At 68.9% G+C, this 24,327-nt stretch carries 19 protein-coding genes; 11 read left to right on the top strand and 8 right to left on the bottom strand.

The annotated features are described in order from the left end of the window. Nucleotides 1–7: 7 nt before the first annotated feature. Nucleotides 8–2,998 carry a hypothetical protein gene (locus tag AADV74_RS08335; protein WP_342112985.1) on the bottom strand — a complete coding sequence of 997 codons (2,991 nt, stop codon included), beginning with the start codon at nt 2,996–2,998 and terminating at the stop codon, nt 8–10. Between the two features lie 94 nt (nt 2,999–3,092). Then, nucleotides 3,093–3,995 (bottom strand): glycosyltransferase family 2 protein, encoded by a 903-nt coding sequence (locus AADV74_RS08330; protein WP_342112984.1) that lies wholly within the window; start codon nt 3,993–3,995, stop codon nt 3,093–3,095. A 69-nt stretch (nt 3,996–4,064) separates the two neighbouring features. Here AADV74_RS08330 and AADV74_RS08325 point away from each other — a divergent pair, with 69 nt between their 5' ends. From AADV74_RS08325 to AADV74_RS08310, 4 genes are all read left to right on the top strand, one after another. Continuing rightward, a complete protein-coding gene (locus AADV74_RS08325; protein WP_342112983.1) occupies nt 4,065–5,327 on the top strand; it encodes a lipopolysaccharide biosynthesis protein in 1,263 nt (420 codons plus the stop codon). Nucleotides 5,328–5,360: 33 nt separating this feature from the next. Then, nucleotides 5,361–6,530, top strand: coding sequence for a glycosyltransferase family 2 protein (locus AADV74_RS08320; RefSeq protein WP_342112982.1), 1,170 nt, complete (start codon nt 5,361–5,363; stop codon nt 6,528–6,530). Nucleotides 6,531–6,537: 7 nt separating this feature from the next. Next, a complete protein-coding gene (locus tag AADV74_RS08315) occupies nt 6,538–7,515 on the top strand; it encodes a glycosyltransferase family 2 protein (RefSeq protein WP_342112981.1) in 978 nt (325 codons plus the stop codon). 178 nt (nt 7,516–7,693) lie between these two features. Beyond that, nucleotides 7,694–8,449: an HAD-IIB family hydrolase gene (locus AADV74_RS08310; protein WP_342112980.1), complete on the top strand. Its 756-nt coding sequence runs from the start codon at nt 7,694–7,696 to the stop codon at nt 8,447–8,449. 47 nt (nt 8,450–8,496) lie between these two features. On the opposite strand, the gene AADV74_RS08305 is transcribed toward AADV74_RS08310, so the two are convergent. From AADV74_RS08305 to AADV74_RS08295, 3 genes are all read right to left on the bottom strand, one after another. Then, nucleotides 8,497–9,798 (bottom strand): O-antigen ligase family protein, encoded by a 1,302-nt coding sequence (locus tag AADV74_RS08305; protein WP_342112979.1) that lies wholly within the window; start codon nt 9,796–9,798, stop codon nt 8,497–8,499. A gap of 13 nt (nt 9,799–9,811) precedes the next feature. Continuing rightward, nucleotides 9,812–11,158, bottom strand: coding sequence for an O-antigen ligase family protein (locus tag AADV74_RS08300; protein ID WP_342112978.1), 1,347 nt, complete (start codon nt 11,156–11,158; stop codon nt 9,812–9,814). Between the two features lie 61 nt (nt 11,159–11,219). Further along, nucleotides 11,220–12,398: an acyl-CoA dehydrogenase family protein gene (locus AADV74_RS08295; protein ID WP_342112977.1), complete on the bottom strand. Its 1,179-nt coding sequence runs from the start codon at nt 12,396–12,398 to the stop codon at nt 11,220–11,222. Between the two features lie 130 nt (nt 12,399–12,528). Here AADV74_RS08295 and manA point away from each other — a divergent pair, with 130 nt between their 5' ends. Then, nucleotides 12,529–13,761, top strand: coding sequence for a mannose-6-phosphate isomerase, class I (manA, locus tag AADV74_RS08290; protein ID WP_342112976.1), 1,233 nt, complete (start codon nt 12,529–12,531; stop codon nt 13,759–13,761). A gap of 8 nt (nt 13,762–13,769) precedes the next feature. Here the strand turns inward: manA and AADV74_RS08285 are convergent, their stop codons facing one another. Both AADV74_RS08285 and AADV74_RS08280 read right to left on the bottom strand, forming a co-directional pair. After that, nucleotides 13,770–15,797, bottom strand: a complete 2,028-nt coding sequence (locus tag AADV74_RS08285; RefSeq protein WP_342112975.1) for an acyltransferase family protein — start codon at nt 15,795–15,797, stop codon at nt 13,770–13,772. Nucleotides 15,798–15,913: 116 nt separating this feature from the next. Next, complete coding sequence (locus AADV74_RS08280) at nt 15,914–16,873, bottom strand: GlxA family transcriptional regulator (RefSeq protein WP_342112974.1); 960 nt, start codon at nt 16,871–16,873, stop codon at nt 15,914–15,916. Nucleotides 16,874–16,960: 87 nt separating this feature from the next. On the opposite strand from AADV74_RS08280, the gene AADV74_RS08275 reads away from it, so the two are divergent. The 5 genes from AADV74_RS08275 to AADV74_RS08255 all read left to right on the top strand — a co-directional run bounded on the left by AADV74_RS08275 (nt 16,961) and on the right by AADV74_RS08255 (nt 23,523). Beyond that, the gene (locus AADV74_RS08275; protein WP_167756905.1) at nt 16,961–17,119 is read left to right on the top strand and encodes a hypothetical protein; all 159 of its coding nucleotides are present in this window, start codon (nt 16,961–16,963) and stop codon (nt 17,117–17,119) included. Between the two features lie 85 nt (nt 17,120–17,204). Then, complete coding sequence (galE, locus tag AADV74_RS08270) at nt 17,205–18,176, top strand: UDP-glucose 4-epimerase GalE (protein WP_342112973.1); 972 nt, start codon at nt 17,205–17,207, stop codon at nt 18,174–18,176. 301 nt (nt 18,177–18,477) lie between these two features. After that, the gene (locus tag AADV74_RS08265; protein WP_082510074.1) at nt 18,478–18,798 is read left to right on the top strand and encodes a WhiB family transcriptional regulator; all 321 of its coding nucleotides are present in this window, start codon (nt 18,478–18,480) and stop codon (nt 18,796–18,798) included. 110 nt (nt 18,799–18,908) lie between these two features. Next, nucleotides 18,909–22,082 carry a glycosyltransferase gene (locus AADV74_RS08260; protein ID WP_342112972.1) on the top strand — a complete coding sequence of 1,058 codons (3,174 nt, stop codon included), beginning with the start codon at nt 18,909–18,911 and terminating at the stop codon, nt 22,080–22,082. Further along, nucleotides 22,072–23,523 (top strand): DUF5719 family protein, encoded by a 1,452-nt coding sequence (locus tag AADV74_RS08255; RefSeq protein ID WP_342112971.1) that lies wholly within the window; start codon nt 22,072–22,074, stop codon nt 23,521–23,523. Before AADV74_RS08260 ends, AADV74_RS08255 begins: the two co-directional genes overlap by 11 nt. Nucleotides 23,524–23,585: 62 nt before the next feature. On the opposite strand, the gene AADV74_RS08250 is transcribed toward AADV74_RS08255, so the two are convergent. Further along, complete coding sequence (locus tag AADV74_RS08250) at nt 23,586–24,029, bottom strand: metallopeptidase family protein (protein ID WP_056164491.1); 444 nt, start codon at nt 24,027–24,029, stop codon at nt 23,586–23,588. A gap of 46 nt (nt 24,030–24,075) precedes the next feature. Between AADV74_RS08250 and AADV74_RS08245 the strand changes: the two genes are divergently transcribed. Continuing rightward, nucleotides 24,076–24,294, top strand: coding sequence for a DUF3499 family protein (locus AADV74_RS08245; RefSeq protein WP_342112969.1), 219 nt, complete (start codon nt 24,076–24,078; stop codon nt 24,292–24,294). Nucleotides 24,295–24,327 lie beyond the last annotated feature (33 nt).

Below are 24,327 nucleotides of genomic sequence, written 5' to 3'. Positions count from 1 at the left end.
GCTCGGCTCAGGGGAGGTCGGCTCCGTTCGGGAAGAGCGACAGGCTGTAATCCGATGCGGCGATCCTGTTGGTGCTCGTCCCGCCGAGGGCGGTGAACGTCGCAGCCGTCAGGATCCGGCGCTTCGTCCCCTTGTCGATCTGATAGTCGACTCCTGCATCCGATCGCAGGAACCGGCTCAGCGGTTTCGTCGCCGCCGGGAGGCTGGCGCAGGTGGTGGGATCGACCGCGAGATATGGACCGGGGAAGTTCACGGTGTCCGTCACGGGGTAGAGGACTCCTCCGAGGCCGATCATGCGATTCGCACCGCACTGGAGCATCGTGGTGAGCGTCGCACCCCTTGGGTACGCCGCCGGGGTGGACGGACTGACGATCGTCGTCACAGGAGCTCCGAGCGCTCTCGGGACATCCATACGATCGATGTACAGCCGCTGCTTGGTGCCATCGACCATCGAGATCTCCGGTCCGGCGGCCGTGCGGATGACGCTGCCGGCGCGCACGTAGTCGGGGCCCGTGGTGAATCCGGAGACTGTCGCCGCAGCAACGCTGTAGATGGTGGGATCCGCCTTCGTCGCCGCGGCAGCGAGGTAGTCGGCCCAGGTGCGCAGTACTCGCACGGACGACCCTTCGATGAGGTAGACGGCCGGCGCGGAACCTATCCGAAGGAACGCCGGGACGACGGCGAGGTTCGCCGAGACGATCGGAGGGGCCGTCGTCAAGGATCCGACGAGGAGGTCGTCACCCAGGATCGTGTTCGCGTTCGAGCCTCCGACAGCCGTGTAGATCGAGGAGGACACGATGTGCCGCTTGGTGCCCGCGGCGACGCGGAAGACCAGACCGTTCGCGTCACGCACGAAGCGGTCGACCGCGATGCTCGAGCGCTTGAGGTTCGCGCAGGTCGGGGCTCCGACCGTCGAGGTCGCGCGGATGCCGTACTCGGCCGACATCGTCGTGGACAGCGGATGCAGCACGCCGGCCGCGGACAGGTACGTCCCGGCGGGACAGACGAGCACATTCGTCATGGACGCGCCGACAGTCAGAGACCCGACCTGGGCGGACGTCAGTACGCGGACGGGCTGCGAAGTCAGGGCCTGCAGCAGCTTGGGTGACCCGACCGGCCGCAGGGTGGTGCCATCCACGAGACTCACACGATCGGAATCAGGACTCTTCACGAGGGATCCCGGCTTGATGGCCGCCGGTCCCGCTGTGAGGGAATCGATGATCGGCGTGGCCACGATGATGATCGTCGGGTTCGCGAGCGAGCCCTGGAAGGCCTCGAGGTCGGTCCGCGAGGGGATGGCGCGCTTGGTCGAGCCGCCGACCAGGTAGGCCTGGGTCGCGGCGGGGCTCCGCAGTACTGCAGGGTCGTTGACGACTCCTGCCGAGACGGGCAGCTTGGAGAGGACTGCAGGCGGGAGCACCTGGGCGGTGAGGCCCAGCTTGACGCCCGATTTGGTGCCGATACGGCCCGACGGGGTGAGCAGGTAGGTCTTTCCGGCGGCATCCTGGACCAGCCCTGTCATGGCGGTCGTCTTCTTCATCATGTCGAAGCTGCCCGGATCGAGCGACTTGATGCCCAGCCGTGCTCCCAGCGCCGTGCTCGTGTGCATGGCAGCGCTGACCGGGGCGCCGGCCCCGGAGTACCAGAGTGCATAGCTCGAGGTCGTCCCGCGCTGCACGTACACGTTCTCGCGCATGACCGGCGCGGCGTACGGGAATGCGGAGATCGCCGGAGAGCTCAGCCGTGTCGGCCCGCCGCTCATGCCGGCCAGGCTGAGTGCCGTGGAATCGATCGCCTCTGCGCGTTTTCCGCCGGAGATCCGGTACCACTTGCCCGTCGTGCTGAGCACGTTGCTCGTGATGTCCCCACCGTTCGCGAGCTTCGCGATCTGCGACGCCGTCAGCGTGACATACGACGGGCAGCTCAGCCCGAAGTCGGCCACCCGAGCACAGGTGTCGAAGTGATACTTCTTCCCCGCATCTGCGAAGTAGAGCTTCCCGCCGGAATCGCCGATCAGTCGGCTCATCGCGGGTCCGGCCTGGAGGCTGTCGATGTAGCTCTGCGAGACGATGGCGACGGGGCCCAGGGGAGAGAGGCTCGTGAACAGGTTGTAGTCGTTGATGGCGTGGCGGACGGTGCCCACGACCAGGTAGACGGTCGCCGACGAAGCGGTGCGCACCAGGTTGTTCCCGTACTGGGTCGAACCGAACCAGTCGTTGAAGATCCGCCAGAAATTGCGGTTGCCGTATGCCGAGCAGCCGTCGCCGGTGCCGTAGAGGTTGTTGAGGGCGGCGGCGTTCGGGCGATAAGGCGTGTAGATGTAGAGCCCAGCCGTCGCCTGGTTCTCGATGTAGACGGTCGAGGAGCCGCAGGCGGCATTCGGACTCCACTGGATGACGTTGTTTCGCCCCGCCTGATAGCCGCGGATCGACGGGTTGTAGCGGTACTTCTTGAACTGCCAGGCCGCGTTGTAGACCTGATTGAAGAAACCGTAGAAGTTGGCGTCACAATCCGCGGTGTCGGGGCATCCGTAGCCCATGGCCTTGCGGTAGATGCCGCTGGTCGGCCAGGTGTCCGAGACCAGACCCTGCTCCTTCTCGAGCAGCACGATGAGGCTCTGCGGGTTGATGCCGCAGGCGACAGCCACTGAGTAGATGATCGAGGCCGCGGACTGGTTCGCGCGTCCGGTGTATGCGGAACAGCCCTCGACCTTCGCGGACTGCGACGTGGTGTTCTGGGTGTAGCTCTTCAAGCAGGTGTAACCGGTGCGGCAGGTGGGCACCCGGGCATTGAGGAACGACTGGACCTGAGCCTCGGTCATCGCCGACGAATTGTAGAAGACGGCGTCGCTGATGATGTTGCCGGCATTGAACTGCGAGCCCGTGACCGCTTCAGCCGGTTCGGCGCTCCGGGTGAGGCTGAGTCCGACGAGGAGTGACGCGACCAAGGTCGTGCACAGCGAGAGGACCACGAGGGCACGGGGGCGTAGCAACGTCAAGAGGGAGTCCTTCCACGATCATCCACTGTCCACGGTACGTGGCAGGAGGCCCCAGTGGGGGAGAATGTGCGGAGTGGCTACTTCCCGGCCCCGTCTAGGGGGTGCCCGACGAACGGATGCCGACGCTGTGGCGCGCCAGGATCCCGGCCCCGGCGAGATCGCGGTGGGCCAGCGCACCCGGCAGCTGCGTCGCCGCGTTGATGCGACTGGACAGGTGCAGCCGCGCCGCCCGCGCGGCCCTTCTCCATCCGCGCTCATCGAAGCGTGCGGCGGAGGCGCGGAAGTAGCCCTGCTCCTCCACGAAGCGGCTCCCGTCGACGGCGCGCCACGATGAGACGCTCCCGGCATGCCTGCGGTAGTCGAAGACGACCTGGTGGTCGACGACGAGACTCCCGCCCTGCTCGGCGATGTCGACCACCAGTGCCAGGTCCTGCACCACCTGGTAGCCGGGCCGGAAGCCGATCGGGCGAACGACATCCCCACGCCAGGCGACCGCGGGGAAGTTCATCCAGTTGCCGCGGACGACGCTCACTGCGAGGGCCTCGCCCGTGAGGGTCACCGTCTCGGGGCCGCTCGGTCGGTAGAAGGCCTTCGCGGCGTCGACCAGCGTGCGGGCGGGGCGGCCGTCCTCGTCGATGATCCCGACGCCCGGATGGATCATCGACGCTCCGGGGTTCGCGGATGCGAGGCGCGCGATCGTGGCGACGTACTCCGGCCGCATCACGTCGTCGCATCCGAAGATCGTGAACCACTCGGCCCGGGAGTCGTCGACGCACTCCTGGAAGGTGCGGTTGATGCCGTGATTCTCAGCGTGACGGCGATACTCGATGCGAGCGTCGCCGATCCCGGTCACCCACCGCGCGGCCGCCTCGTCCGGATAGTGATCGTCGATGATCACGAGCCGCCAGTCGGGGTCCGTCTGCCCGAGCACGCTGGTGACGGCGTCGCGGAAGTGGTCGACCCGGCCGTAGAAGGGGAGCATGATGTCGAGGGTCATCGTGTGGGCGAGTCCTCTCGAGGTGATCGACAGCCGATTCGGTGCTGCGCGGCGGGATAACATTTCCGGGTGCCTCAATCCTCCCTCATCCGTGCGTCGATCCTGTCCACGGTGGGGGTGCTCGTGCAGGGCGTCGCCCGCTTCATCTACACGGTGCTGGTGGCGCGCTTCTTCGGGCCGGAGCAGCTCGCCGTCGTCAACACGTTGCTCTCGCTCTCGATCATCGCGTCACTGTTCTGGCCGACGGCGGCCGGCAATGCCGCCGGGACGTTCCTGGCTCGTGTCATCGCCAACGGGGTGCGCCCGCAACGCGTCCTGAGCCTGCTGTGGAGATCGTTCTTCGTCTCGGCCGGCGTCCTCGTGCTGGTGTCAGTGCCCATCGCCGTCCTGGTCGTCGGCGCTGACGCCATCGAGGCGACGGTGTTCGCGTTCCTCGTGGTCGGGTGGTCGGGCTACATCTTCACGCGCGGCATCCGCATGGGGCTCGGCCAGGTCGGGGGCGCAGCGATCTGGGATGCCGTCAGCGCCGTCATCACGCTGGCGCTGCTCGCTCTCGTGATCGCCGGAGGAGTGTCGCCGCTCATCCTCGCCCCGCTCGCCATCGGCTACCTGTCGTTCACCGTCGCCGCCTGGCGCTCGACCCGCCTGGTTCGCGCAGACGACCCGGAGGACGCCGTCACGCGCCCCACCGAGATGTGGCACCTCATCGGGTGGAACTCGGCGGGACTCATCGCGACGAACGGCCTCATCCAGTTCTCGATGGTGTTCGCCTTCATCACGTCCGATGCATCGGATGCCGGGCAGTACGCAGCCGCCATCGCCCTGGCGACACCGGCCTCGATGCTCGCCCAGGCGGTGAGCCAGGTGCTCATCCCGCGGTTCGCCACCTGGCTTCACGTCGACGTCGTCGACGCGCGCCGCCGGTACCTGGTGGTGCTCGCGGTGATGACGGCGATGCTCGCCGTGGCGTTCGGGGCCGTCGCGCTCATCGCGCCATGGCTCGTCCCGTTCCTCTACGGCCCCGGCTACACCGAGGCTGTCGGGCTCGTCGAGATCCTCATCGCGGGCGTGTTCCTGTTCTCCGTCGGCCTGATCGCGAGCTCGTTCCTCATCACCTCCGGGCGGACGGTGCGCTCCACGTGGGCGGCCGTCGCCGGTCTCGTCACCGGACTGATCGTCATGACGGCGACAGCGCCGTCGATCGGCGGTGCGCTCGCCGCAAGCGTCGGGGTGCTCGTCGGCTGTGCCGTCGTCGCCGTGATCGCCGTCGCCGCATCCGTCCCGATCCCGCGGGCCATGCCCGTCGCCGTCGGCGGGAGCCGTCCGGATTAGACTGGACCGTCTGCCCGCCCCATGAAGGAATCCATGTCGCTCGCTCCAGAGATCGAACTGTCCATCGTCATGCCCTGCCTCAACGAGGCTGAGACGCTGGCGACCTGCATCCGGAAGGCCCTCGGATACCTCGAGCGCTCGGGCGTCGCCGGAGAGATCGTGATCGCCGACAACGGCAGCACCGACGGATCGCAGAAGATCGCCCTCGATCTCGGCGCCCGTGTGGTGGATGTCGAGGCGAAGGGCTACGGCAGTGCTCTGATGGGCGGCATCCAGGCCGCCCGCGGGATCTACGTCATCATGGGCGACGCGGACGACAGCTACGACTTCTCCAACCTCGACCCGTTCGTCGAGCGACTGCGCGCCGGTGACGACCTGGTCATGGGCAACAGGTTCCGGGGTGGCATCGAGCCCGGCGCCATGCCGCCCCTGCACAAGTACCTCGGCAACCCTGTGCTGTCCTTCATCGGCCGACTGTTCTTCCCCTCGGAGATCCGTGACTTCCACTGCGGCCTGCGTGGCTTCCGTCGGGACTCGATCCTCGAGATCGGTCTCATCACGACGGGGATGGAGTTCGCCTCCGAGGTCGTCGTCAAGTCCACCCTGCTCGGCCTGAAGATCAGCGAGGTGCCGACGACGCTGAAGAAGGACGGCCGCTCACGCCCGCCGCACCTCCGCAGCTGGCGCGACGGATGGCGGCACCTCCGCTTCCTGCTCCTGTTCAGCCCGCGCTGGCTCTTCCTCTATCCCGGAGTCGTCGGATTCCTGGTGGGACTCGTCGGCAGCATCGCGCTGGCCTTCGGCCCCATCGAGATCGGCCCGGTGGGCTTCGACGTCTCGACCCAGGTCTATCTGTCGGCTCTCACCGTGGTCGGATACCAAGGACTCCTCTTCGCACTGCTGACCAAGCTGTACGCGCAGCACGAGGGGTTCTTCATCCCGCGCAGCAGGCGCTTCCAGGCTGTTGCCGAACGAGCGACCCTCGAGTCCGGGGCCATCGTCGGCGTCCTGCTCTTCGTGGCGGGTCTCGCCATCGGTGTCGTGCAGTTCAGCGTGTGGGCGGCGTCGGGGTTCGGCCCGCAGGACGTGTCCGACACGGTGCGCCTCGCCGTTCCGGCCGCCCTCCTGATGATGCTCGGTTTCCAGACCGTGATGGCTGGAATGTTCCTCGGCATCCTCTCGATCCCCGTCCAGCGCCGATGACCACGACGTGACCATCTCGGTCGCGCTGTGCACCTACAACGGTGCACAGTTCATCGCGGATCAGATCGCGAGCATCCTGAGCCAGGACCGGCCCGTCGATGAGCTCGTCATCGCCGACGACGGCTCGGCCGACGACACCGTGGCGATCGCGATCGCCGCGATCGCCGCGCATCCCCGCGGACCCGGTGTGAGCGTGCGCGTTCTCGAGAGCTCGACGCGGCTCGGCGTCACCGCGAACTTCGCACGCGCCCTCGACGCGTGCTCCGGTGACCTGCTCGTGCTCTCCGACCAGGACGACGTCTGGCATGCCGACAGGGTGTCGCGCATGGTCCGCATGTTCGATGACCGACCGACCCTGCTCCTGGCACACGGCGACGCACGCATCGTCGACGGCGATGGCGAGCCGACGGGCGAGCTTCTGTTCCAGACCCTCGGGGTGACGGATGCCGAGAAAGGCGACGTGCACGCCGGTCGCGCCCTGCAGGTGCTGTTGCGACGCAACATCGTCACCGGGGCGACAACCATGCTCCGGCGGGAGCTGGTCGCGAGCGCGGCTCCGTTCCCGGCGTCCTGGGTGCACGACGAGTGGCTCGCGGTCATCGCAGCGGTGTCCGGAGGGGTCGACCTGCTGGAGGCTCCGCTCATCGATTATCGAATTCACGGCGGCAACCAGATCGGCGCCTCGAGCCTCACCGCCTCGGGTCGCGTTCAGCGCCTGAGGGCCCCGCGCACCGAACGGAACGCCCGCCTGCTTGCCCGTGCGGAAGCCCTCGCGGAGAGGCTTCCCCTGCTGAGCGGACCGGCCAGCGGGGCGGTCATCGAGATGGGGCGGCAGAAGCTCGAACACGAGCGTGCTCGGAGTTCTCTGCCCGCCCGTCGGTTGCCGCGAATCGGTCCGGTCCTGCGGGAGTGGCGAACCGGCCGCTACGCTTCAGCCGGCCTCGGGGCACAAGACGTCCTCCGCGACCTCGTGCAGCCGGTCTGACCGGTGGCCCGTTCCTTCTGCCGGACCGAGACGGTGAAGTAGGCTGCAGACGCGAAGGAATGCCGGCGTTCCGTGGATGAAGCCGCTCCCGCACTCCTCGGATCGTGCGTGCCTCCAGTCCGCGATGTCCAGCTCCCGACACCCCGACCACGGGTTCCACGATTGAAAGAGACCACCTGTGACCTCACTGCCGCAGCTCATCGCCTTCGACCTCGATGACACCCTCGCCCCGTCGAAGTCGCCCCTCGACCCGCGCATGGCGAGCCTCATCCTCCGCCTCCTCGATCGCACGAAGGTCTGCGTCATCTCCGGCGGGCAGATCTCCCAGTTCCGCGCCCAGGTGATCGAGCGGCTCGACGGAGCGACGGCCGAGCAGCTCTCCCGCCTGTACCTGATGCCGACCTGCGGAACCCAGCACTATCGCTACGTCGACGGAGACTGGCGGCAGATCTACGCCCAGAACCTCACGCCGGAGGAGCGCGACTCCGCCCTCGCCGTCGTCGAGGCCGTGGCGAGGGAACTGGGCTACTGGGAGACCGAGACCTGGGGCCCGATCCTCGAGGATCGCGGGTCGCAGGTCACGTTCTCCGCCCTCGGGCAGGCCGCGCCAGTCGATGCCAAGACCGCCTGGGACCCCACCGGTGCGAAGAAGAGCGCCCTCCGCGAAGCGGCCCAGGCCAGGCTCCCCGAGCTCGAGGTCAGGTCCGGTGGTTCGACGTCGATCGACATCACCCGGCGCGGCATCGACAAGGCATACGGGATGAGGCGCCTCGTCGAGCAGGCAGGCGTTCCGCTCGACGAGATGCTCTTCATCGGCGACAGGCTCGACGAGGACGGCAACGACTACCCGGTCAAGGCACTCGGCGTTGAGTGCCGCGCCGTGACCGGATGGCCTGACACGGCCGAGGTGCTCGAGGAGATGCTCGCCGCCTGACCGGGGACGGCTGCCGCCGGCACTGATCGGTGCCGACGCATCGAGCCTCAGCCGTCGCGGCGCGAGGTGCTGCCCGCGGACGGAAGCGACGCCGGGTCGTGACGCCCCAGCGCATCACGCCAGCTCATGCTCCTCGAAGCCTTGACCGAGCACACGATCAGCAGCATCCAGCCCGATTCGGTGAGGGCGCTGCTCTCGGCGAACGACACCGTGGCGAGGGCGACGAGTACGAGAGCAGGCCACACGTAGACGACGCTGCGTCTGTCGGAGGCGAGGATCCAGGATCGCACCAGTGCGAGGCCGAGGAGGGCGACGAAGGCGAAGAAGCCCACGAGCCCGAGTTGGAAGTACACGTCGATGTAGGCGTTCAAGCCCGCGGCGTTGGTCTTGCCCGTTGTGATGTTGAGCCACAGGTACGGCAGCGTCGTCGGCCACGAGCCCACCCACCCCCAACCCTGCAGCGAGTTGTCGGCGGCATACTGCGACATCGCCTGCCAGAGGTGCAGCCGCGTCTCGAACTCGCTTCCCGCGTTGAGGAGGTCGATGACGCGCAGTCGCGCGAGCCAGACGACCACGCCGGCGATGATGACGCCCGCGAGGAGCACGAGTTGCCACACCCAGCGCGATGCGGCCGGCGCCCGCCGCACGGCGAACAGCGCGAGCGCGGCCAGGACGACGACGCTCAGCACGCCGATCATCACGGGCGATCGCGACAGCAGCACGCTCACGGCCGCGAGCACGATGGAGAAGCGCGCCATGCCGCGTGGGATGGACCGCGTGGCCATCTCGATACTGAACGAGATGAGGGCGATGAGGGCGAGGAACCCGAGTTGATTGCGGGTGCCGAAGACGCCCTGCAGCGGCCCGAGCTGGACCAGATTGCCCTGGATGCCGAGGAAGGCGATCGGCTGGTCGATGAGGATGCCGGACAGGATCTCCAGACCGATCGACAGCCCGAGCAGCACCCGCAAGGCGTCGCCGACGGCCCGCACGACCTGGATGGTGTCGCGCAGCACGGCCACGTAGAACCCGAGGAAGCCGAACGCGAGCAGGTAGGCCAGGCGCAGACCCGAGACTGTGGGCGTGTTGCTCCAGAAGATCGACAGGATGGCCCAGCCGACGAACACGATCACCGAGATCGGCAGGGTTCCGTGCCACTCCAGGTGGGAGCGGCGGAACCAGAGTGAGACCAGGCACAGTGCGATGAGCCCGAGGATGATCGCCAGGAGTCCAGGCCATCCGATGAGCGCGCGAGTGAGGTGCGTTCCGAAGCCGGCGAGGAAGATCGATGTCGTGATGGCGGATGCGAACGAGGCCGAGCCGAGGTAGGTTCGGGCCCATTCGGGCACGACGTGCCCTCGCTCAGCCACGCGGCACCGACTGCTGCAGCCTCGGGTCGACGGATGCCGCGACGGTGATCGGGGCATGGATGCCTCTGCTCTTCGTCATCAGGCTGATGGCGATGAGGCAGAGCCAGCCCCCCTCGATCAGGATCCGGCTCTCCGCCAGCGACTGCGCGATCAGGGCGGCCAGAAGGAGGATCGGCAGGAGGGTGTGCGCCGAGAACGGCTCCACAGGATCAAGCCCGTGGCGGGGACGGTCGACGGCGAGGAACCAGGATCGCCACACCGTCGAGACGACGAGGGCTGCGAAGAGCACGAGGCCCAGGATGCCGAGCTGGAACCGGACGTCGAGCCAGGCATTGTGCGCCTGCAGGTACACGACGCCCTTGCGCACGGCGAGGTCGTCGAATGGCGGCACCCACGGAATCCAGTACCCGACCCAGCCCCAGCCGAACACCGGGCGTTGCTGGGCGAGCCCAGTGACCGCAGCCCAGATGTCGGCTCGCCCGGTGAGATCGCCGCTCTTTCCGAGTACACCGAGGAGCGCGCCCCCGAGCGTCATGATCCCGGCCGTCACGACCACCACGAGCCCCGCCGCTGCGGCGTAGACGGTTCGGCGCCGGTCGGGATCACGAGACCGTGTCCACAGGACGAAGGCGAGCACGACGGCCACGAGAGCGCCGGCCAGCACGACGGTGGCCGACCGGGTGAGAAGGAGCACGGCGCCGGCCACGACCAGCCACGCGACGCCCCACCCTCGGCGCACCGTCCGATCGGCGAGTTGCAGTGCGAACACGATGAGAGCGAGCAGCGCGATGAAGCCGAGGAGATTGCGATTGGCGACGATGCCCTCGATGGGGCCGCCGTCGAGCAGGAGACCGCGCGACCAGTAGAAGGCCTGGGGGATCCTTCCCTCGTAGTGCACGAAGAACGGCAGCACAGGACCGCCGACCACGACCGCGACCCACGCCTCGAAGACGAGTGACAGGGCGAGGATCCAGCGGAACGCGTTGCTCAGGGCCTTGAGAAGCTGCTGGAGGCTCAGGCAGAGCCCGAGGAAGACGGCCGCCACGCTGCTCAACAGCTGGATGCCGACGCCGATGGCTGACGCCCCCGGGTAGAAGGACCACGCGAGCGACAGCGTCGACAGGCCGACGAAGGCGAGGGCACTCTTCGGCACTTCGCGCCAGCCGAGCGATGGACGCAGCATCATCAGCGCGACCGCGCTGAGGACGATCACGACTCCGGCGATGATGCCGAAGCCCCACCAGCCGAGCAGATTGCGCCAGAACTGCCCGGCGAATGCAGTGAAGATGACGAGGGTGGCCAGCAGGGGCACGGGAAGCCGGCTGGTATCGGTCGTCATGGACTCAAGATTAGTCGGGCAGCTCCTGGTTGCCCGACGGTTCGCGTGTCAGCGCCGGGTCTCAGACGAACGCGGCCTTGCCCGTGATGGCTCGACCGACGATGAGGGTGTTCATCTCGCGGGTGCCCTCGTAAGAGTAGATGGCCTCGGCGTCCGCGAAGAAGCGGGCCACGTCGTAGTCGACGACGATGCCGTTGCCTCCGAGCGACTCGCGCGCCCAGGCCACGGTCTCGCGCATCCGTGCCGTCGTGTATGCCTTGGCGAGGGCGGAGTGCTCGTCGCGCTGCTCGCCGCGGTCGAGCATCTCCGACACCCGAACGACCATGCCGATGGAGGCCGTGATGTTGCCGAGGCACTTCACCAGCAGGTCCTGGATGAGCTGGTGCGACCCGATGGTCTTGCCGAACTGCACGCGCTCGCCGGCGTACTTCACGGCAGCCTCGTAGGCGCCGACGGCGGTTCCGACGGCGGCCCAGGCCACCTCGGCGCGCGTGAGACGCAGCACCTTGGCCGTGTCCTTGAAGGAGTTGGCGTTCTGCAGGCGCAGGCTCTCGGGAACGACCACGTTCTCGAGGGTGATGTCGGCGTTCTGCACCGAGCGCAGGCTGATCTTGTTCTCGATCTTGGTGGCGCTGTAGCCGGGAGTCGTCGTCGGGACGATGAAGCCCTTCACCTGGCCGTCGGCCGTGTCCTTCGCCCAGACGACGGTGATGTCGGAGAAGGTGGCATTTCCGATCCAGCGCTTGGATCCGTTGATGGTCCAGGTGTCGCCGTCGCGAGTGGCCGTCGTGCGCAGTCCCTGGGCGCTGTCGCTGCCCGAGAGCGGCTCGGTGAGGGCGAAGGCGCCGATGACCTCGCCGCTGGCCAGCTTCGGAATCCACTCGTCCTTCTGCTCCTGCGAGCCGCCGACCGAGATGGCGCCGGTCGTGAGGCCGTTCTGCACACCCACGAAGGTGGCGACGGATGCGTCGATACGAGCGAGCTCGAGGGCCACGAAGCCACGGAACACGGCCGAGTTCTCGAACGGCTTCGTCTCGGCCCAGCCGAAGCGGAAGGTGTTCAGCTCAGCCAGGGGCTTCACGATCTGCATGGGGAACTCTGCACGGTTCCAGTAGTCGCCGACGATGGGCTTCACCTCGGACTCGAGGTAGGCGCGGATGGCGGCGAGCGCCTCCTGCTCCTGCGGGCTCAGAAGGCTCTCGTAGCTGTAGAAGTCGCTGGCGAGGATGTCGAACGTCATGTCTGCTCCAGTGCATACGGCGACCCCCGCGGGACGGGGGTCTGGAATCCTCGGGCCACGATACGCCCGGCATCCGAGCGTCCAAACCCGTTGGTAGTTTTGAGGCAACCGCCACGGAGAAGGACGCCGCATGTTTGTAGCCATCAGCAACACCCCGCGCGATTACGCCTGGGGTTCGACGACGGCCATCGCGGGCCTGCTCGGAACTCCGGCATCCGGGGCGCCGGAGGCGGAACTGTGGCTCGGCGCCCACTCCGGATCACCCAGCCGCATCGACGAACCGGACAGGACCGGAGGAGCCGACGACCTCGCCGAGTGGATCGAGACGGATGCGGCCACGGCACTGGGCGCCGGAAACGCCGCAGAGCACGGGGCCAGGCTGCCGTTCCTGCTGAAGGTGCTCGCCGCCGGGGGACCGCTGTCGCTGCAGGCGCATCCGTCGCCGGAACAGGCTCAGGCCGGGTTCGCACGGGAGAACGCGGCAGGCATCCCTCTCGACGCCGCGAACCGCAACTACAAGGACGCCTTCCACAAGCCGGAGCTCGTCGTCGCCGTGAGCCCCACGTTCGACGCCCTCTGCGGCTTCCGGCCGATCGCAGAGGCGCGCGACATCGTCAAGGAGCTCACCGTCCTCGGGCGTGCGGACGCTCCGGACCCGACGGTCTTCGACCCGTTCTGGGAGCGACTCTCGGATGCCGACCCGGTACGGAGCGCCGTGGAGTGGCTGCTGCGTTCCGGCCGGGAGAGCGGCGCCGTCGACGCCCTGGTGGAACGCGTCGTGCAGATCGCCGGCTCCGCGCCCGAGACCAGCCGATTCGCGGTCGAGTACGCGACAGTGCGCTCTCTGGCGGCCAGCTACCCGGGCGACCCCGGCATCGTGCTGTCGCTGCTGCTGAACCACGTGACATTGCGCGCGGGGGAGGCGCTGTACCTTCCGGCCGGAAACATCCACGCCTACCTCTCCGGTCTCGGCATCGAGCTGATGGCCGCATCGGACAACGTGCTGCGCGGCGGCCTCACGCCCAAGCACATCGACGTCGAGGAGCTGCTCGACGTGCTCGACTTCACCCCTGTCGACGAGCCGCTGCTCGCCCCCGAGACGCCCTCGGCCGGCGTGCGCGTGTTCAGGCCCGACGTACCCGACTTCGTGCTCTACGACGTCGACGCCTCGGCGGGGACGTCGGCCTCCATTCCCCTCCGTGGAGCGGCGATAGCGCTCTGCACCGCGGGGACCGTCACGATCGCCGGTGCGGGGTCCTCCGTCACCATCGCGCGCGGTGACGCCGTCTACGTGACCCCCGACGAGGGAACCCTGGCCGTGACCGGAGCCGGCAGGCTCTACCTGGCGACGGTCGGGGCGTAGCAGCTCGGTCAGCGGTCGCCGTCTCGGTCGCGGTCGCGGTCGCCGTCGCGAGACCCCAGGTCGAGCTTCGCTGCGAGCAGCTCGGACAGGGCGCGGGAGTAGGTGGCCGTGAGATGGTCCCTGTCGCGGTAGACGAGGTAGGAGCCGATGACGGCCGGACACTTCTCGGGTCCGCAGACGTAGTCGTTCATGTCGATCCAGCCGATGCCGTCGACTGTGCGCTCCTGCTCCTGCAGCGCCATGTCGATGGCGTCGTCCCGATCGACGGCGCAGGCGTCGGCATCGTCGAGGTGAGCAGACAGGCAGATCGACGGCGTCGACTCCTGGTGCGGGGTGTCGGTGATCCAGTCCACGGGCACGGCGGGCAGTGCTGCAACGGTCTTCTCGAGCGCAGCGTGCCACTGCTCGCCGTAGCTCTCGGCCGAGGTGGCCGGTGGTCGATAGTGCCCGGAGTAGCTGGCGAGCACGATGAGCGCAGGAGGGGCGGCGTTCAGTCTCTCGATCACGTCGCTCCGCCAGCTCTCGCACTGCGGATAGGGCTCGACCGTCTCGGGGTCGACGAGCACTGACGGGCAGTCGCTCTTGGTGTCGGTCTCGAGCAGGATGGCACCAGTCTCGGCCAGCGGCAGCAGCGCCGGGAACCACTGGGCGCCGTGGGAATCTCCGAACAGCACGACTCTCGGCGCATCGGGGTCGCTGCCGAAGGTGCAGGCACTCGCGTCGGTGCTCGGGATGTCGCGGTGGCATCCGTCGTCGTAGATCGAGGGGTTGTCGTCGGAGGTGAGGCGCAGAGCCGGCCTGATGTTCGACGCGACGAACGCCGTGCCGACGGGGTGCGCGCGCGGCGCGATCACGGGCGCGGCCGTTCCCGAGTCGAGACGCTGCGCCGAGATCGCCTGGGCCGCCGTGGCCGAGAACACCACGATGACGACGGATGCCGCTCCTGCCAGCAGCAGGCTGCGGCGCGGCCTGGCCGCGACCAGCGCCGGCGGATTGCGGAACGGGGTCTCGACGAAGCGGTACAGCAGGGCTCCGAGCGGGACGCTGGCTGCTCCGAGCGCCAGCAGCGCCCCCGGCGGCAGCGGTGCCGACGGTGAGGCCGCCTGCTGCGGGATGACGATGAGCGGCCAGTGCACGAGGTAGACCGAGTAGGAGATGAGGCCGAGCAGCTGCAGGGGCTTCAGGCTCATGGCGCGCCCGGGTGACCAGGACGTCCCAACGTCGCCGCCGGCGATCATGAGCACCGCGCCGAGCACCGGGAGCAGGGCCGCGTAGCCGGGGAACAGCGTGGTCTCGTCGAACAGCAGCGAGGCGCCGACGATGGCCGCGAGGCCGAGCCAGGCCGCCGCGCCAGCCGCCCGAGAGCGCACCCAGGCCGGATCCGTGCGCATCACCATCGCCAGGAGCCCTCCGGCGCCCAGTTCCCACGCACGGGTCGGCAGCGAGAAGAACGCCCAGGGCGGGTTCGTGAAGGTCAGGACCAGGCCGCCGACGAACGAGGCGGCCACGATCACGGCGATCACCGCGAACAGGCCACGCGTCGAACGTCGGCACAGGTGGAAGGCGAGCGCGAGCACGGCCGGCCAGACGAGGTAGAACTGCTCCTCCACGCCGAGCGACCAGTAGTGCTGGAACACCGAGGGAGTCGTCTCGGCGAGGTAGTCGGTGCCCTGGACGGCGAAGAGCACGTTCGGCACGTAGAGCGCCGTGGCGATGGCCGCGTTGAACATCTGGCGCAGCATGAGCGGCGGCACCCAGAGGATGGACGCGAGAACCGTGAGCGCGACCACCACGAGCGACGCCGGCAGGATGCGCCGTGCGCGTCTGGCGTAGAAGTCCGCGAAGCTGATGCCGCCCGCACCCGTGAGCGAGCTCAGCAGGTGGGTGGTGATGAGGAACCCCGAGATGACGAAGAACACGTCGACGCCCACGTATCCTCCGGGCAGCCACGGTACGCCGCAGTGGAACAGCACGACGATGCCCACAGCCAGGGCACGCATGCCCTGGATGTCAGTGCGCTGCCCCCGACCTGCCATGCCTCAACGCTAGGGAGCCGGTGTTTCCTCCCCGTGTCCGTCGCGTGAGCATCGGGTGTCACTCGTTCGGGGGTCAGGTGTCGCTCCGTGGCCGACGTGCGCGACGAGCGGATGCCTCAGGCCAGCTGGCGGGCCCCGAAGGTGCGCCGGTACGCGGTCGGCGTGGTCTGCAGCACCTTCACGAAGTGGTGTCGCATGACGGCCGCCCCGCCGAAGCCGCAGTCGCCGGCGATCTCCTCGAGGCTGAGGTCGCTCTCCTCGAGCAGCTGCTGCGCTCGCAGCAGGCGCTGGCGGTTCAGCCAGGCAGTCGGGGTCGTGCCCAGCTCGGCGCGGAAGCGGCGGGCGAAGGTGCGGCTCGACATCAGCGACTTGCGGGCGAGCTGGTCGACGGTGAGGTCCTGGTCGAGGTTCTCCAGCATCCACTCGGTCACGAGGGCGAAGGAGTCGCTGCGGCACTCGACGACGGGTGTCTGGATGAACTGCGACTGGCCGCCGTCGCGCTGCGGTGGCACGACCATGCGCCGGGCGACGACGTTGGCGGCCGATGCGCCGAGTTCCTTGCGCACGATGTGCAGGGCGGCGTCGATGCCTGCGGCGGTTCCCGCCCCGGTCACGACGCGGCGGTCCTCGACGAACAGCACGTCGGGGTCGACATCCGTCAGCGGATACTCGGCGGAGAGCCTGTCGGTGTACATCCAGTGCGTCGTGGACCTGCGACCGTCGAGGATGCCGGCCTCGCCGAGCAGGAACGCGCCGCTGCACACGCTCATCACCCAAGCGCCGCGGGCCTCGGCCTCGCGGAGGACCCTGACGATCTCGGGGTGGGCGCTGCCGTCTCCGAGGTAGGCGGGCACGGCGATCAGGTCGGCATCGGCTGCAGCGCTGAGATCCTCGTGCACGACGATGTCGAAACCCATCTTCATGGGGATGGCCCCGGGCTCCGCCGCCACGATGTGGAAGTCGAAGGTGGGGCCGCCGTGTTCGCGTCGATCGATGCCGAACACCTCGCAGATCACGCCGAATTCGAACGGCGCCATCCCGGGGATGGTGAGGCAGACGATCTTCTTGAGGGCCATGATGAATCTCTCGATTGGCAGGAATGTATCGAACACTGTCCATTCTGCCACTCGTGGCGGTAACGCGCAAACCCTAGATTTACTGCCATGTCCATCATTCTTCTCATCGCACTGGTCGCACTCGTGTTCTGGGGCGCGCTGGCCACCATCCTCGGTCTCGACAACGACGGCTACGGCCGACCCGAGATCCGCGACCGCACCCGGCACGCCGGCCACGGCGACAGTTGGGACGCCCGCTGGGAGTGACGTCCGTCGACGCTCGGGCGCCCGTGCGCCGATAGTCTGGGGATCCCGGTCGGATGCACCGGAACTCAGACGAGGGAGGCGCCCCATGGCGTGGTTGGTCACGGGTGGAGCGGGCTACATCGGGTCGCACGTGGTGCGGGCGTTCACGGATGCCGGCACCGACGTCGTCGTGATCGACGACCTGTCGAGCGGTCACCGGAGCTTCGTCTCCGACTCGGTGCCGTCATACGAGGGCACCATCCTCGACGGGGAACTCCTCGCCCGCATCTTCGCCGAGAACGACATCTCCGGCGTCGTGCACGTGGCCGGCTTCAAGTACGCCGGGGTCTCGGTACAGCGCCCTCTGCACACGTACGAGCAGAACGTCACGGCGACTGCCGTGCTCCTGGGGGCGATGGCCGATGCCGGCGTCGGTCGCATCGTGTTCTCGTCGAGCGCGGCCGTCTACGGCACTCCGGACACCGACCTCGTGACCGAGGACACGCCGAAGGACCCGCAGTCGCCCTATGGCGAGTCCAAGCTCATCGGCGAGTGGCTGCTGCGTGACCAGGAGGTCGCGACGGGCCTGGCGCACACCTCCCTCCGCTACTTCAACGTCGTGGGATCGGGTGCGAGCGACCTCTACGACTCGAGCCCGCACAACCTGTTCCCCATGGTCTTCGAGGCCCTCCTCGACGGTCGCGCCCCCCGCATCAACGGCACCGATTATCCGACGCCCGATGGCACCTGCGTGCGCGACTACATCCACGTCGCCGACCTCGCGCAGGCCCACGTCGTCGCGGCCCAGCGCCTCGACGCCGGCGAGGCCATCGAGGCCGTCTACAACCTGGGCAGTGGCGACGGCGTCTCGGTCGGCGAGATCATGAGCACGATCGCCACTGTCACGGGCATCGACTTCGAGCCGGAGCGCGCACCGCGCCGGCCCGGCGACCCCGCCCGAATCGTGGCCTCGGGGGAGAGGGCCGCCCGTGATCTCGACTGGCGGATGCGCCACACCCTCGAGGAGATGGTGCAGAGCGCGTGGGACTCGCGGCGGAGGGCCGCATCCGGAGTCTGAGCGACTTCGGAGCTCCGACGATCTCGAGGTGGTATGCAGCACGATCCGCCTCCGTGCGACCCGCCGCGACGCGCCCGGCGAGCCGCAGCGGCGCTCCGCAACGGAATTGACCCCTCAACGGGGATAACCCCCTCTGGGGAGTTGTGGCGCGAGCGAGGACGCGGAGTTTTCCGCGGCGCGTCGCAACTCTCGAGGATTCGTTGAGGGTTTACGATTTGCGACTTGACTCCTGAGAGTTACACCGGTGTAATTACTTCAGACACGCGGTTCGCAGGTCGGAAGAAATAAGGCGGGTGACGATATGGCAGCCAATGACTATCGTGCTGGGGTACCCGACGACTGGTTCGTCGATCCGATCACGCTGGGGGTTCCCGGTGTTCGGCAGAATGTCGACGACGACAACCCACTGGCGTGGCAGTCCGACTCGCTCTGCGCCCAGACCGACCCTGAGGCCTTCTTCCCGGAGAAGGGCGGATCGACGCGCGACGCGAAGAAGATCTGCACCTCCTGCGAGGTTCGCACCCAGTGCCTGGAGTATGCGCTGTCGAACGACGAGCGGTTCGGCATCTGGGGCGGCCTGTCCGAGCGCGAGCGCCGGAAGCTGCGCAAGCGCGCCGTCTGATCGCTGACGTGTGCCACCCCAACGGGCCACACGATCCGGTCGATCGGATATCGGCCACGCCCGGCGGCACTCCGTGCGAGTCGGCGAGGGCAACTTAGGCTTTCCCCGATATGTCACCCAGAGTCACCGCCATCATCGTCGCCCGAAACGGCGCGGAGCACCTTCCGCGGACTCTCGAGGCTCTCGCCGCCCAGACCATGGCCCCCGACGCCATCATCGCCGTCGACTGCGGGTCGACGGACGACACAGGCGCACTGCTGGCCGAGTTCGGCCCGACGCACCTGATCGCCGCAGACTCCGACCTCACCTTCGGCGGGGCGATCGCCACCGCCGTGCGCGTGACCACCCCGCCCACGGCCCCGAACGAGCTCCTCTGGCTGATCGCCCAGGACACGGCGCCTGAGCCGACGGCGCTGGCCGAGCTCGTCGCGGCGCTCGAGACCGCTCCTTCCGTCGCCATCGCCGGTCCGAAGCTGCTCGACTGGGAGCGCGGCGAATTCATCCGCTCGCTCGGCGAATCACTGACGACGCAGGGAGCGACCGTCGCCCTCGTCTCCGACGAACTCGACCAGGGACAGCGCGACGTGCTGAGCGACGTGCTCGCCGTCGTGGCCAGCGGCATGCTCGTGCGCCACACCGTCTGGGAGACCCTCGGAGGGTTCGACCCGGGGCTGCCCGTCGTCGACGACGCTCTCGATTTCTGCGTGCGCGCCCGTCTGGCCGGGCACAGGGTGTCCGTCGCGCCGGCAGCGCGGGTCGCTACGGCCGGTGACGGCGTCGCCGGGGCCAACACCTCGCACAAGGGCCGCATCCGTCGACGTCGCGCCCGTCAGCAGCGCACGGCGCAGTTGCACAGACGACTGGCCTACGCGCCAGCGGTGCTCGTCCCCGTGCACTGGCTCTCGCTCGTGCCACTGGCCATCCTGCGCTCGATCATCGCGCTGCTCGGCAAGCAGCCCGGACGGATCGGCGGAGAGTTCGCAGCGGCGTTCACAGCGGCGTTCTCGGGCATCAGAACGACGGCGGCCCGCCGCAATATCGCGCGCACCCGCAGTAATCCCTGGTCGGTCCTGGGGTCGCTGCGAGTCACGCCGGCCGAGATGCGCCGTCGCCGTGCCCTCGCCAGGGAGGCCCGCATCGCGAGGGCCCGCGGAGCCAGGCACGAGATCGGCTTCCTCACTTCGGGCGGCGCCTGGACCGTGCTCGCCGCCGTCGTGGTCGGCCTCGTCGTCGCCGCTCCGCTCGTGGGGTCTGCCGCCGTCGGCGGAGGCGGCCTGCTGCCGTTGAGCTCGACTCCGGCCGAGCTCTGGCAGAACATCGGCTACGGATGGCGTGACCTGGGACCCGGCTTCGTCGGAGCTGCCGACCCGTTCGCCGCCGTGCTCGCGGTGCTCGGGTCGCTCGCCTTCTGGTCTCCGTCGGCCGCCATGCTCGCGCTCTGGGTGGCAGCCGTGCCGCTCGCGGCCCTCGGCGCCTGGTTCGCCGCCACCCGTCTCACCGACCGCGGAGGCCTCCGGGCCATCGCCGCGGTGCTCTGGATGCTGGCGCCGACCTTCATGACTGCCATCGCCGATGGTCGCCCGGCCGCCGTACTCACCCACCTCCTGCTGCCGTGGCTCGTGTTCGCAGGCTTCGCCGCGGCCAGATCCTGGTCGGCATCCGCCACAACGGCCCTGCTGTTCGCGGCGATCGTGGCCTGCGCCCCATCCCTGACCCCGGCGCTGCTCGTCATCTGGCTCGTGCTGCTCGTGATCAGCGGGCGCGGCTTCTTCCGCATCATCGGCATCCCGATCCCGGCCGTAGCCCTCCTCGCCCCGCTGGTGTTCGACCAGGCGTTGCGTGCGAACTGGATCGCCCTGGTGGCCGACCCCGGGGTGCCGCTGGCAGGCACGCCGGCATCGGTCTGGCAACTCCTGCTCGGCTTCCCCGGCGGTGGATTCGGCGGCTGGGACCAGGCTCTCGGCCTGATCCCGATCGACGGCCTGCTGCCCCAGGTCGTGGTTCCGATCCTTCTCGCGCCCCTGGCCGTGCTCGGCCTGCTCGCCCTGTTCCTGCCCGGCTTCCGCAGTGCGGCCTTCGCACTCGGAGTCTCGCTGCTCGGCTTCGCCACGGCCCTCGCCGCCACTCTCATCGTCGTGGCCACGACGGGTTCGCAGCTCGTGCCCGTGTGGGCGGGAACGGGTCTCAGCCTGTACTGGCTCGGCATCGTCGGAGCGGTCACCATCGGCCTCAACGCGATTCCGCGCTACTCGATCATTCCGGCGATCGTGGCTGCCGCGTGCTTCGTGGCCGTCGCGGCTCCGCTCGCCCTCGCTGTTCCGCTCGGGCAGTCGGCCGTCGACGCGACGTCGAATCGCATCCTGCCGGCATTCGTGTCGGCAGAGTCGGCGGGCGACCCCCGTGCGGGAACGCTGGCCATCGTGCCGCAGCCGGACGGCGGCATCCTCGCCGACCTCCAGCGTGGTTCTGGAACGACCCTCGACGACCAGTCGGTCCTCGCGTCGACGGATCGGGAGGTGAGTGCTGCGCAGAAGGAGATCGCCACGATCGCCGGCAACCTGACGTCGCGCAGCGCGTTCGACGCCGCCGCCGCGCTCGACGCCAACCGCATCCGCTTCGTGCTGCTCGAGCCTGCCGTGCGCGCCGATGGCGCTGCGCCGTCTGCCGCCGCCGTGCAGGTGACCCGTCGCGCCACCGCAGCCCTGGACGGCAACTCCACCCTCGTCCCCGTCGGGCGTACCGACTACGGCATGCTCTGGCGTGTCGACACCAACGAGGACGGCGCTGCGTCGGCCGCTGTCCCCGCGAACGCCGGCGGGTGGATCGGAACGGCATCCCTGATCGTCGCCGCCGTCGTGTTCGGGGCCACACTGCTGCTCTCCATCCCCACAGGTGTCGGCCGTGAACTCCCGCCGGAATCGGCACGGCGCCGCGCGGCCAGGGAGCGTCGCGAGCGGCGTGCCGGCCGTTCGCCCCGTCGGGCCGCCGCGGGGGTCGTGATCGCCGACGAGGATCTCCCGGAGGACGGCGTGACCGAGGAGTCGACGGGAGATGCGGGAGCGGCAGCCGAAGCTGTCGAAGCCGGTGAAGCCGACGCCGATGCGGCGACGTCGGGGACCGACGGTACGACAGCGTCGCCAGCCGACAGCGGTGCTGTGGAGGGCGATGCCGAGCCGGATCCGGTGCCCGATCCCGAGGCGGAGGCACGATCGGACTCCGATCCAGAACCGTCCGACCTGACCGAACCGACGGAATCGACCGAGGAGAAGCGCGATGTCGAGTAAGCGCAGGCTCGCCGTGGTCGGCGGCCGTTCGATAGCCGGCCTCGCCGGGATCGCCATCGCCGTGGGAGCCGTGACGGCTGCCGTCCTGGTGCCATGGCCCAGCTATTCGGTCACGCCGGTCGCCCAGAAGGTCGTGCCGGTCCCGACCGACGCCCAACGCGTCTGCCCCGGCCCTATCCTCGCCCTGGCGGAGGATGCGACCCAGGCGACGGCGGCCTCGTCCATCGGCAGCGCGAGCGTCACTGCTGCTGCGGCATCCGGCGAGCCCGCTCCCGAGGAAACCGGCCTGGACGCGCCGGACAACGCCGCCGCCGACTCCGATGGTGGACCGACGCTGGTGACGGTGCCCGCCGCTGCGGATGCGGCCGAGCCGCCCCTGGTCGCGGCCAGCCAGGCGCAGGTCGCCTCGACAGACACCCAGTCCGGCCTCGCCGTCGCAGCGTGCACCGAGGCGGTTCCCGACGCCTGGCTCGTGGGCGGTTCCACCGAGATCGGCCGCACCACCCTCGTCCTGCTGACGAACCCGTCGAGCGTCCTCGCCACTGTCGACCTCGCCGTCTACGGAGAGTCCGGCCCGATCGATGCGCCGGGGTCGACGGGCATCCTCGTTCAGCCGAAGTCGCAGCGCGTCGTGTCGCTCGCCGGTCTCGCGCCCGATGTCACATCCCCTGTCGTGCACGTCACGGCCAGCGGTGGCGAGGTGGCGGCATCCCTGCAGCAGAGCACGGTGCGTGGCCTCGAGCCCGGCGGTGTCGACATCGTGGGACCCACGGCCGACCCTGACACCACGGCCCTCATCGCGGGCCTGACGGTCTCGTCGTCGACCGCAGCAGATCCCGCCGCCCAGCCAGGAGCCGAGGAGGGCTACTCCGACGAGCAGCCCGGCCTGCGCCTGCTCGTCCCCGGTGACACCGGCACGCAGGCGACAGTCAGCGTCGTGGGGGAGGAGGGCACGCCCGGCACCTCGTTCACGGTCGACCTCGAGCCCGGCGTGAGTGTCGAGGCTCCGCTGACCGAGCTCGGCTCCGGTGCCTACACCGTCCGCGTCGAAGCCGACCAGCCCGTCGTGGCAGCGGCCCGCTCCGCCGTCAGCGGGAACAGCGGTCGAGACTTCGGGTGGTTCACAGCGTCGTCACCGCTCACCGACGAGCCCACCCTCGTCGCGGCGGCAGCCGGCGCCTCACCGGTGCTGCACGCCTGGAATCCGAGCGGAGAGGACGCGACGGTCGTGCTCACCTCGACGCGCGGCACGACGCGGGAGCTCGACCTGCCGGCCGCGACGGCCCTGTCCTTCGGGATCGACGCCGGCGCAGGCTACGAGATCAGCGATGCCGCAGGGATCGTAGCCTCGATCGGTTACGAGGCCTCGACGCGCCTGGCATCGTTCGCCGTCAACCCCGTCGGCGGCCTCGCGGCGCCGGTGACCGTCTACACGCGCTGAGACCGCCTCGCACGGGGTCCTGTCCTGCGGGCGCTGTGGGAGCTTTCAGCGTCGGGCTGGCATCAGAGGCCGCGGTAGCGGTCGGGATCCAGATCCCAGGGATCCTTGCCGATGAGGTCGGCTACCGCCCTGAACACGCAGCTCTCGACCATCATGCGCTGGTGCAGGTCGTCGTTCCGGTGCAGCTTCGCCATCCGTTGGATGGGGATGCGGTAGAGCACCACCCGGCGCTCCTCGAGGTTCACGTGCCACCGGTCGACGTGATCGCCGTGCAGAGCCTCGGCCGGGGCGGCCGCGATCTCGAATCTCACGTCGTCGAGCTCCGGCCAGATGCCGCGGAGGTACTCGGCGGTCGATGCGACAGTCGACTCGAACAGGTCGATGCGGCCGCGGATCATCGGCAGGTACGGCCCGGTCACCGCCGAGCGCAGACCCCGACCGTGGCGGTCGATGATGCCCCGCCGCGCCGAGGGCGCCGTGCGCGGTGTGCGTCGTGATCGGGGCATGTCGCCATCCTAGTTCGCGCGGGCGCGCGGGTAATCTGATGGTGACATGAACAGATCCTGCTCGCGGGTGGCGTGCACCGCGGACGCGGTGGCAACGCTCACCTACGTGTATGCCGACTCGATGGCCGTGCTCGGCCCCCTCTCGATGAGCCACGAGCCGCACAGCTACGACCTCTGCGTTCGCCATGCCGAGCGCCTCTCCGCGCCGCAGGGCTGGCAGGTCATCAGGCACGCCGTGCTCGGCGAGGCTGGATACGGCGCCTGAACCCCGCCGTGACGAGCTCAGCTCGCCCCGCGC

It is taken from the genome of Leifsonia stereocauli (genome assembly GCF_038432415.1).
Classification (GTDB): domain Bacteria; phylum Actinomycetota; class Actinomycetes; order Actinomycetales; family Microbacteriaceae; genus Orlajensenia; species Orlajensenia stereocauli.
This window is presented reverse-complemented; position numbering and strand designations above follow the sequence as displayed.

Bases quoted from the DNA above. Each gene is read 5' to 3' on its own strand.
- AADV74_RS08330 (WP_342112984.1), bottom strand. From the start codon at position 3,995: ATGACCCTCGACATCATGCTCCCCTTCTACGGCCGGGTCGACCACTTC.
- AADV74_RS08320 (WP_342112982.1), top strand. From the start codon at position 5,361: ATGTCGCTCGCTCCAGAGATCGAACTGTCCATCGTCATGCCCTGCCTC.
- AADV74_RS08300 (WP_342112978.1), bottom strand. From the start codon at position 11,158: ATGACGACCGATACCAGCCGGCTTCCCGTGCCCCTGCTGGCCACCCTC.
- AADV74_RS08295 (WP_342112977.1), bottom strand. From the start codon at position 12,398: ATGACGTTCGACATCCTCGCCAGCGACTTCTACAGCTACGAGAGCCTT.
- manA (WP_342112976.1), top strand. From the start codon at position 12,529: ATGTTTGTAGCCATCAGCAACACCCCGCGCGATTACGCCTGGGGTTCG.
- AADV74_RS08285 (WP_342112975.1), bottom strand. From the start codon at position 15,797: ATGGCAGGTCGGGGGCAGCGCACTGACATCCAGGGCATGCGTGCCCTG.
- AADV74_RS08280 (WP_342112974.1), bottom strand. From the start codon at position 16,873: ATGGCCCTCAAGAAGATCGTCTGCCTCACCATCCCCGGGATGGCGCCG.
- AADV74_RS08275 (WP_167756905.1), top strand. From the start codon at position 16,961: ATGTCCATCATTCTTCTCATCGCACTGGTCGCACTCGTGTTCTGGGGC.
- galE (WP_342112973.1), top strand. From the start codon at position 17,205: ATGGCGTGGTTGGTCACGGGTGGAGCGGGCTACATCGGGTCGCACGTG.
- AADV74_RS08265 (WP_082510074.1), top strand. From the start codon at position 18,478: ATGGCAGCCAATGACTATCGTGCTGGGGTACCCGACGACTGGTTCGTC.
- AADV74_RS08260 (WP_342112972.1), top strand. From the start codon at position 18,909: ATGTCACCCAGAGTCACCGCCATCATCGTCGCCCGAAACGGCGCGGAG.
- AADV74_RS08255 (WP_342112971.1), top strand. From the start codon at position 22,072: ATGTCGAGTAAGCGCAGGCTCGCCGTGGTCGGCGGCCGTTCGATAGCC.
- AADV74_RS08250 (WP_056164491.1), bottom strand. From the start codon at position 24,029: ATGCCCCGATCACGACGCACACCGCGCACGGCGCCCTCGGCGCGGCGG.
- AADV74_RS08245 (WP_342112969.1), top strand. From the start codon at position 24,076: ATGAACAGATCCTGCTCGCGGGTGGCGTGCACCGCGGACGCGGTGGCA.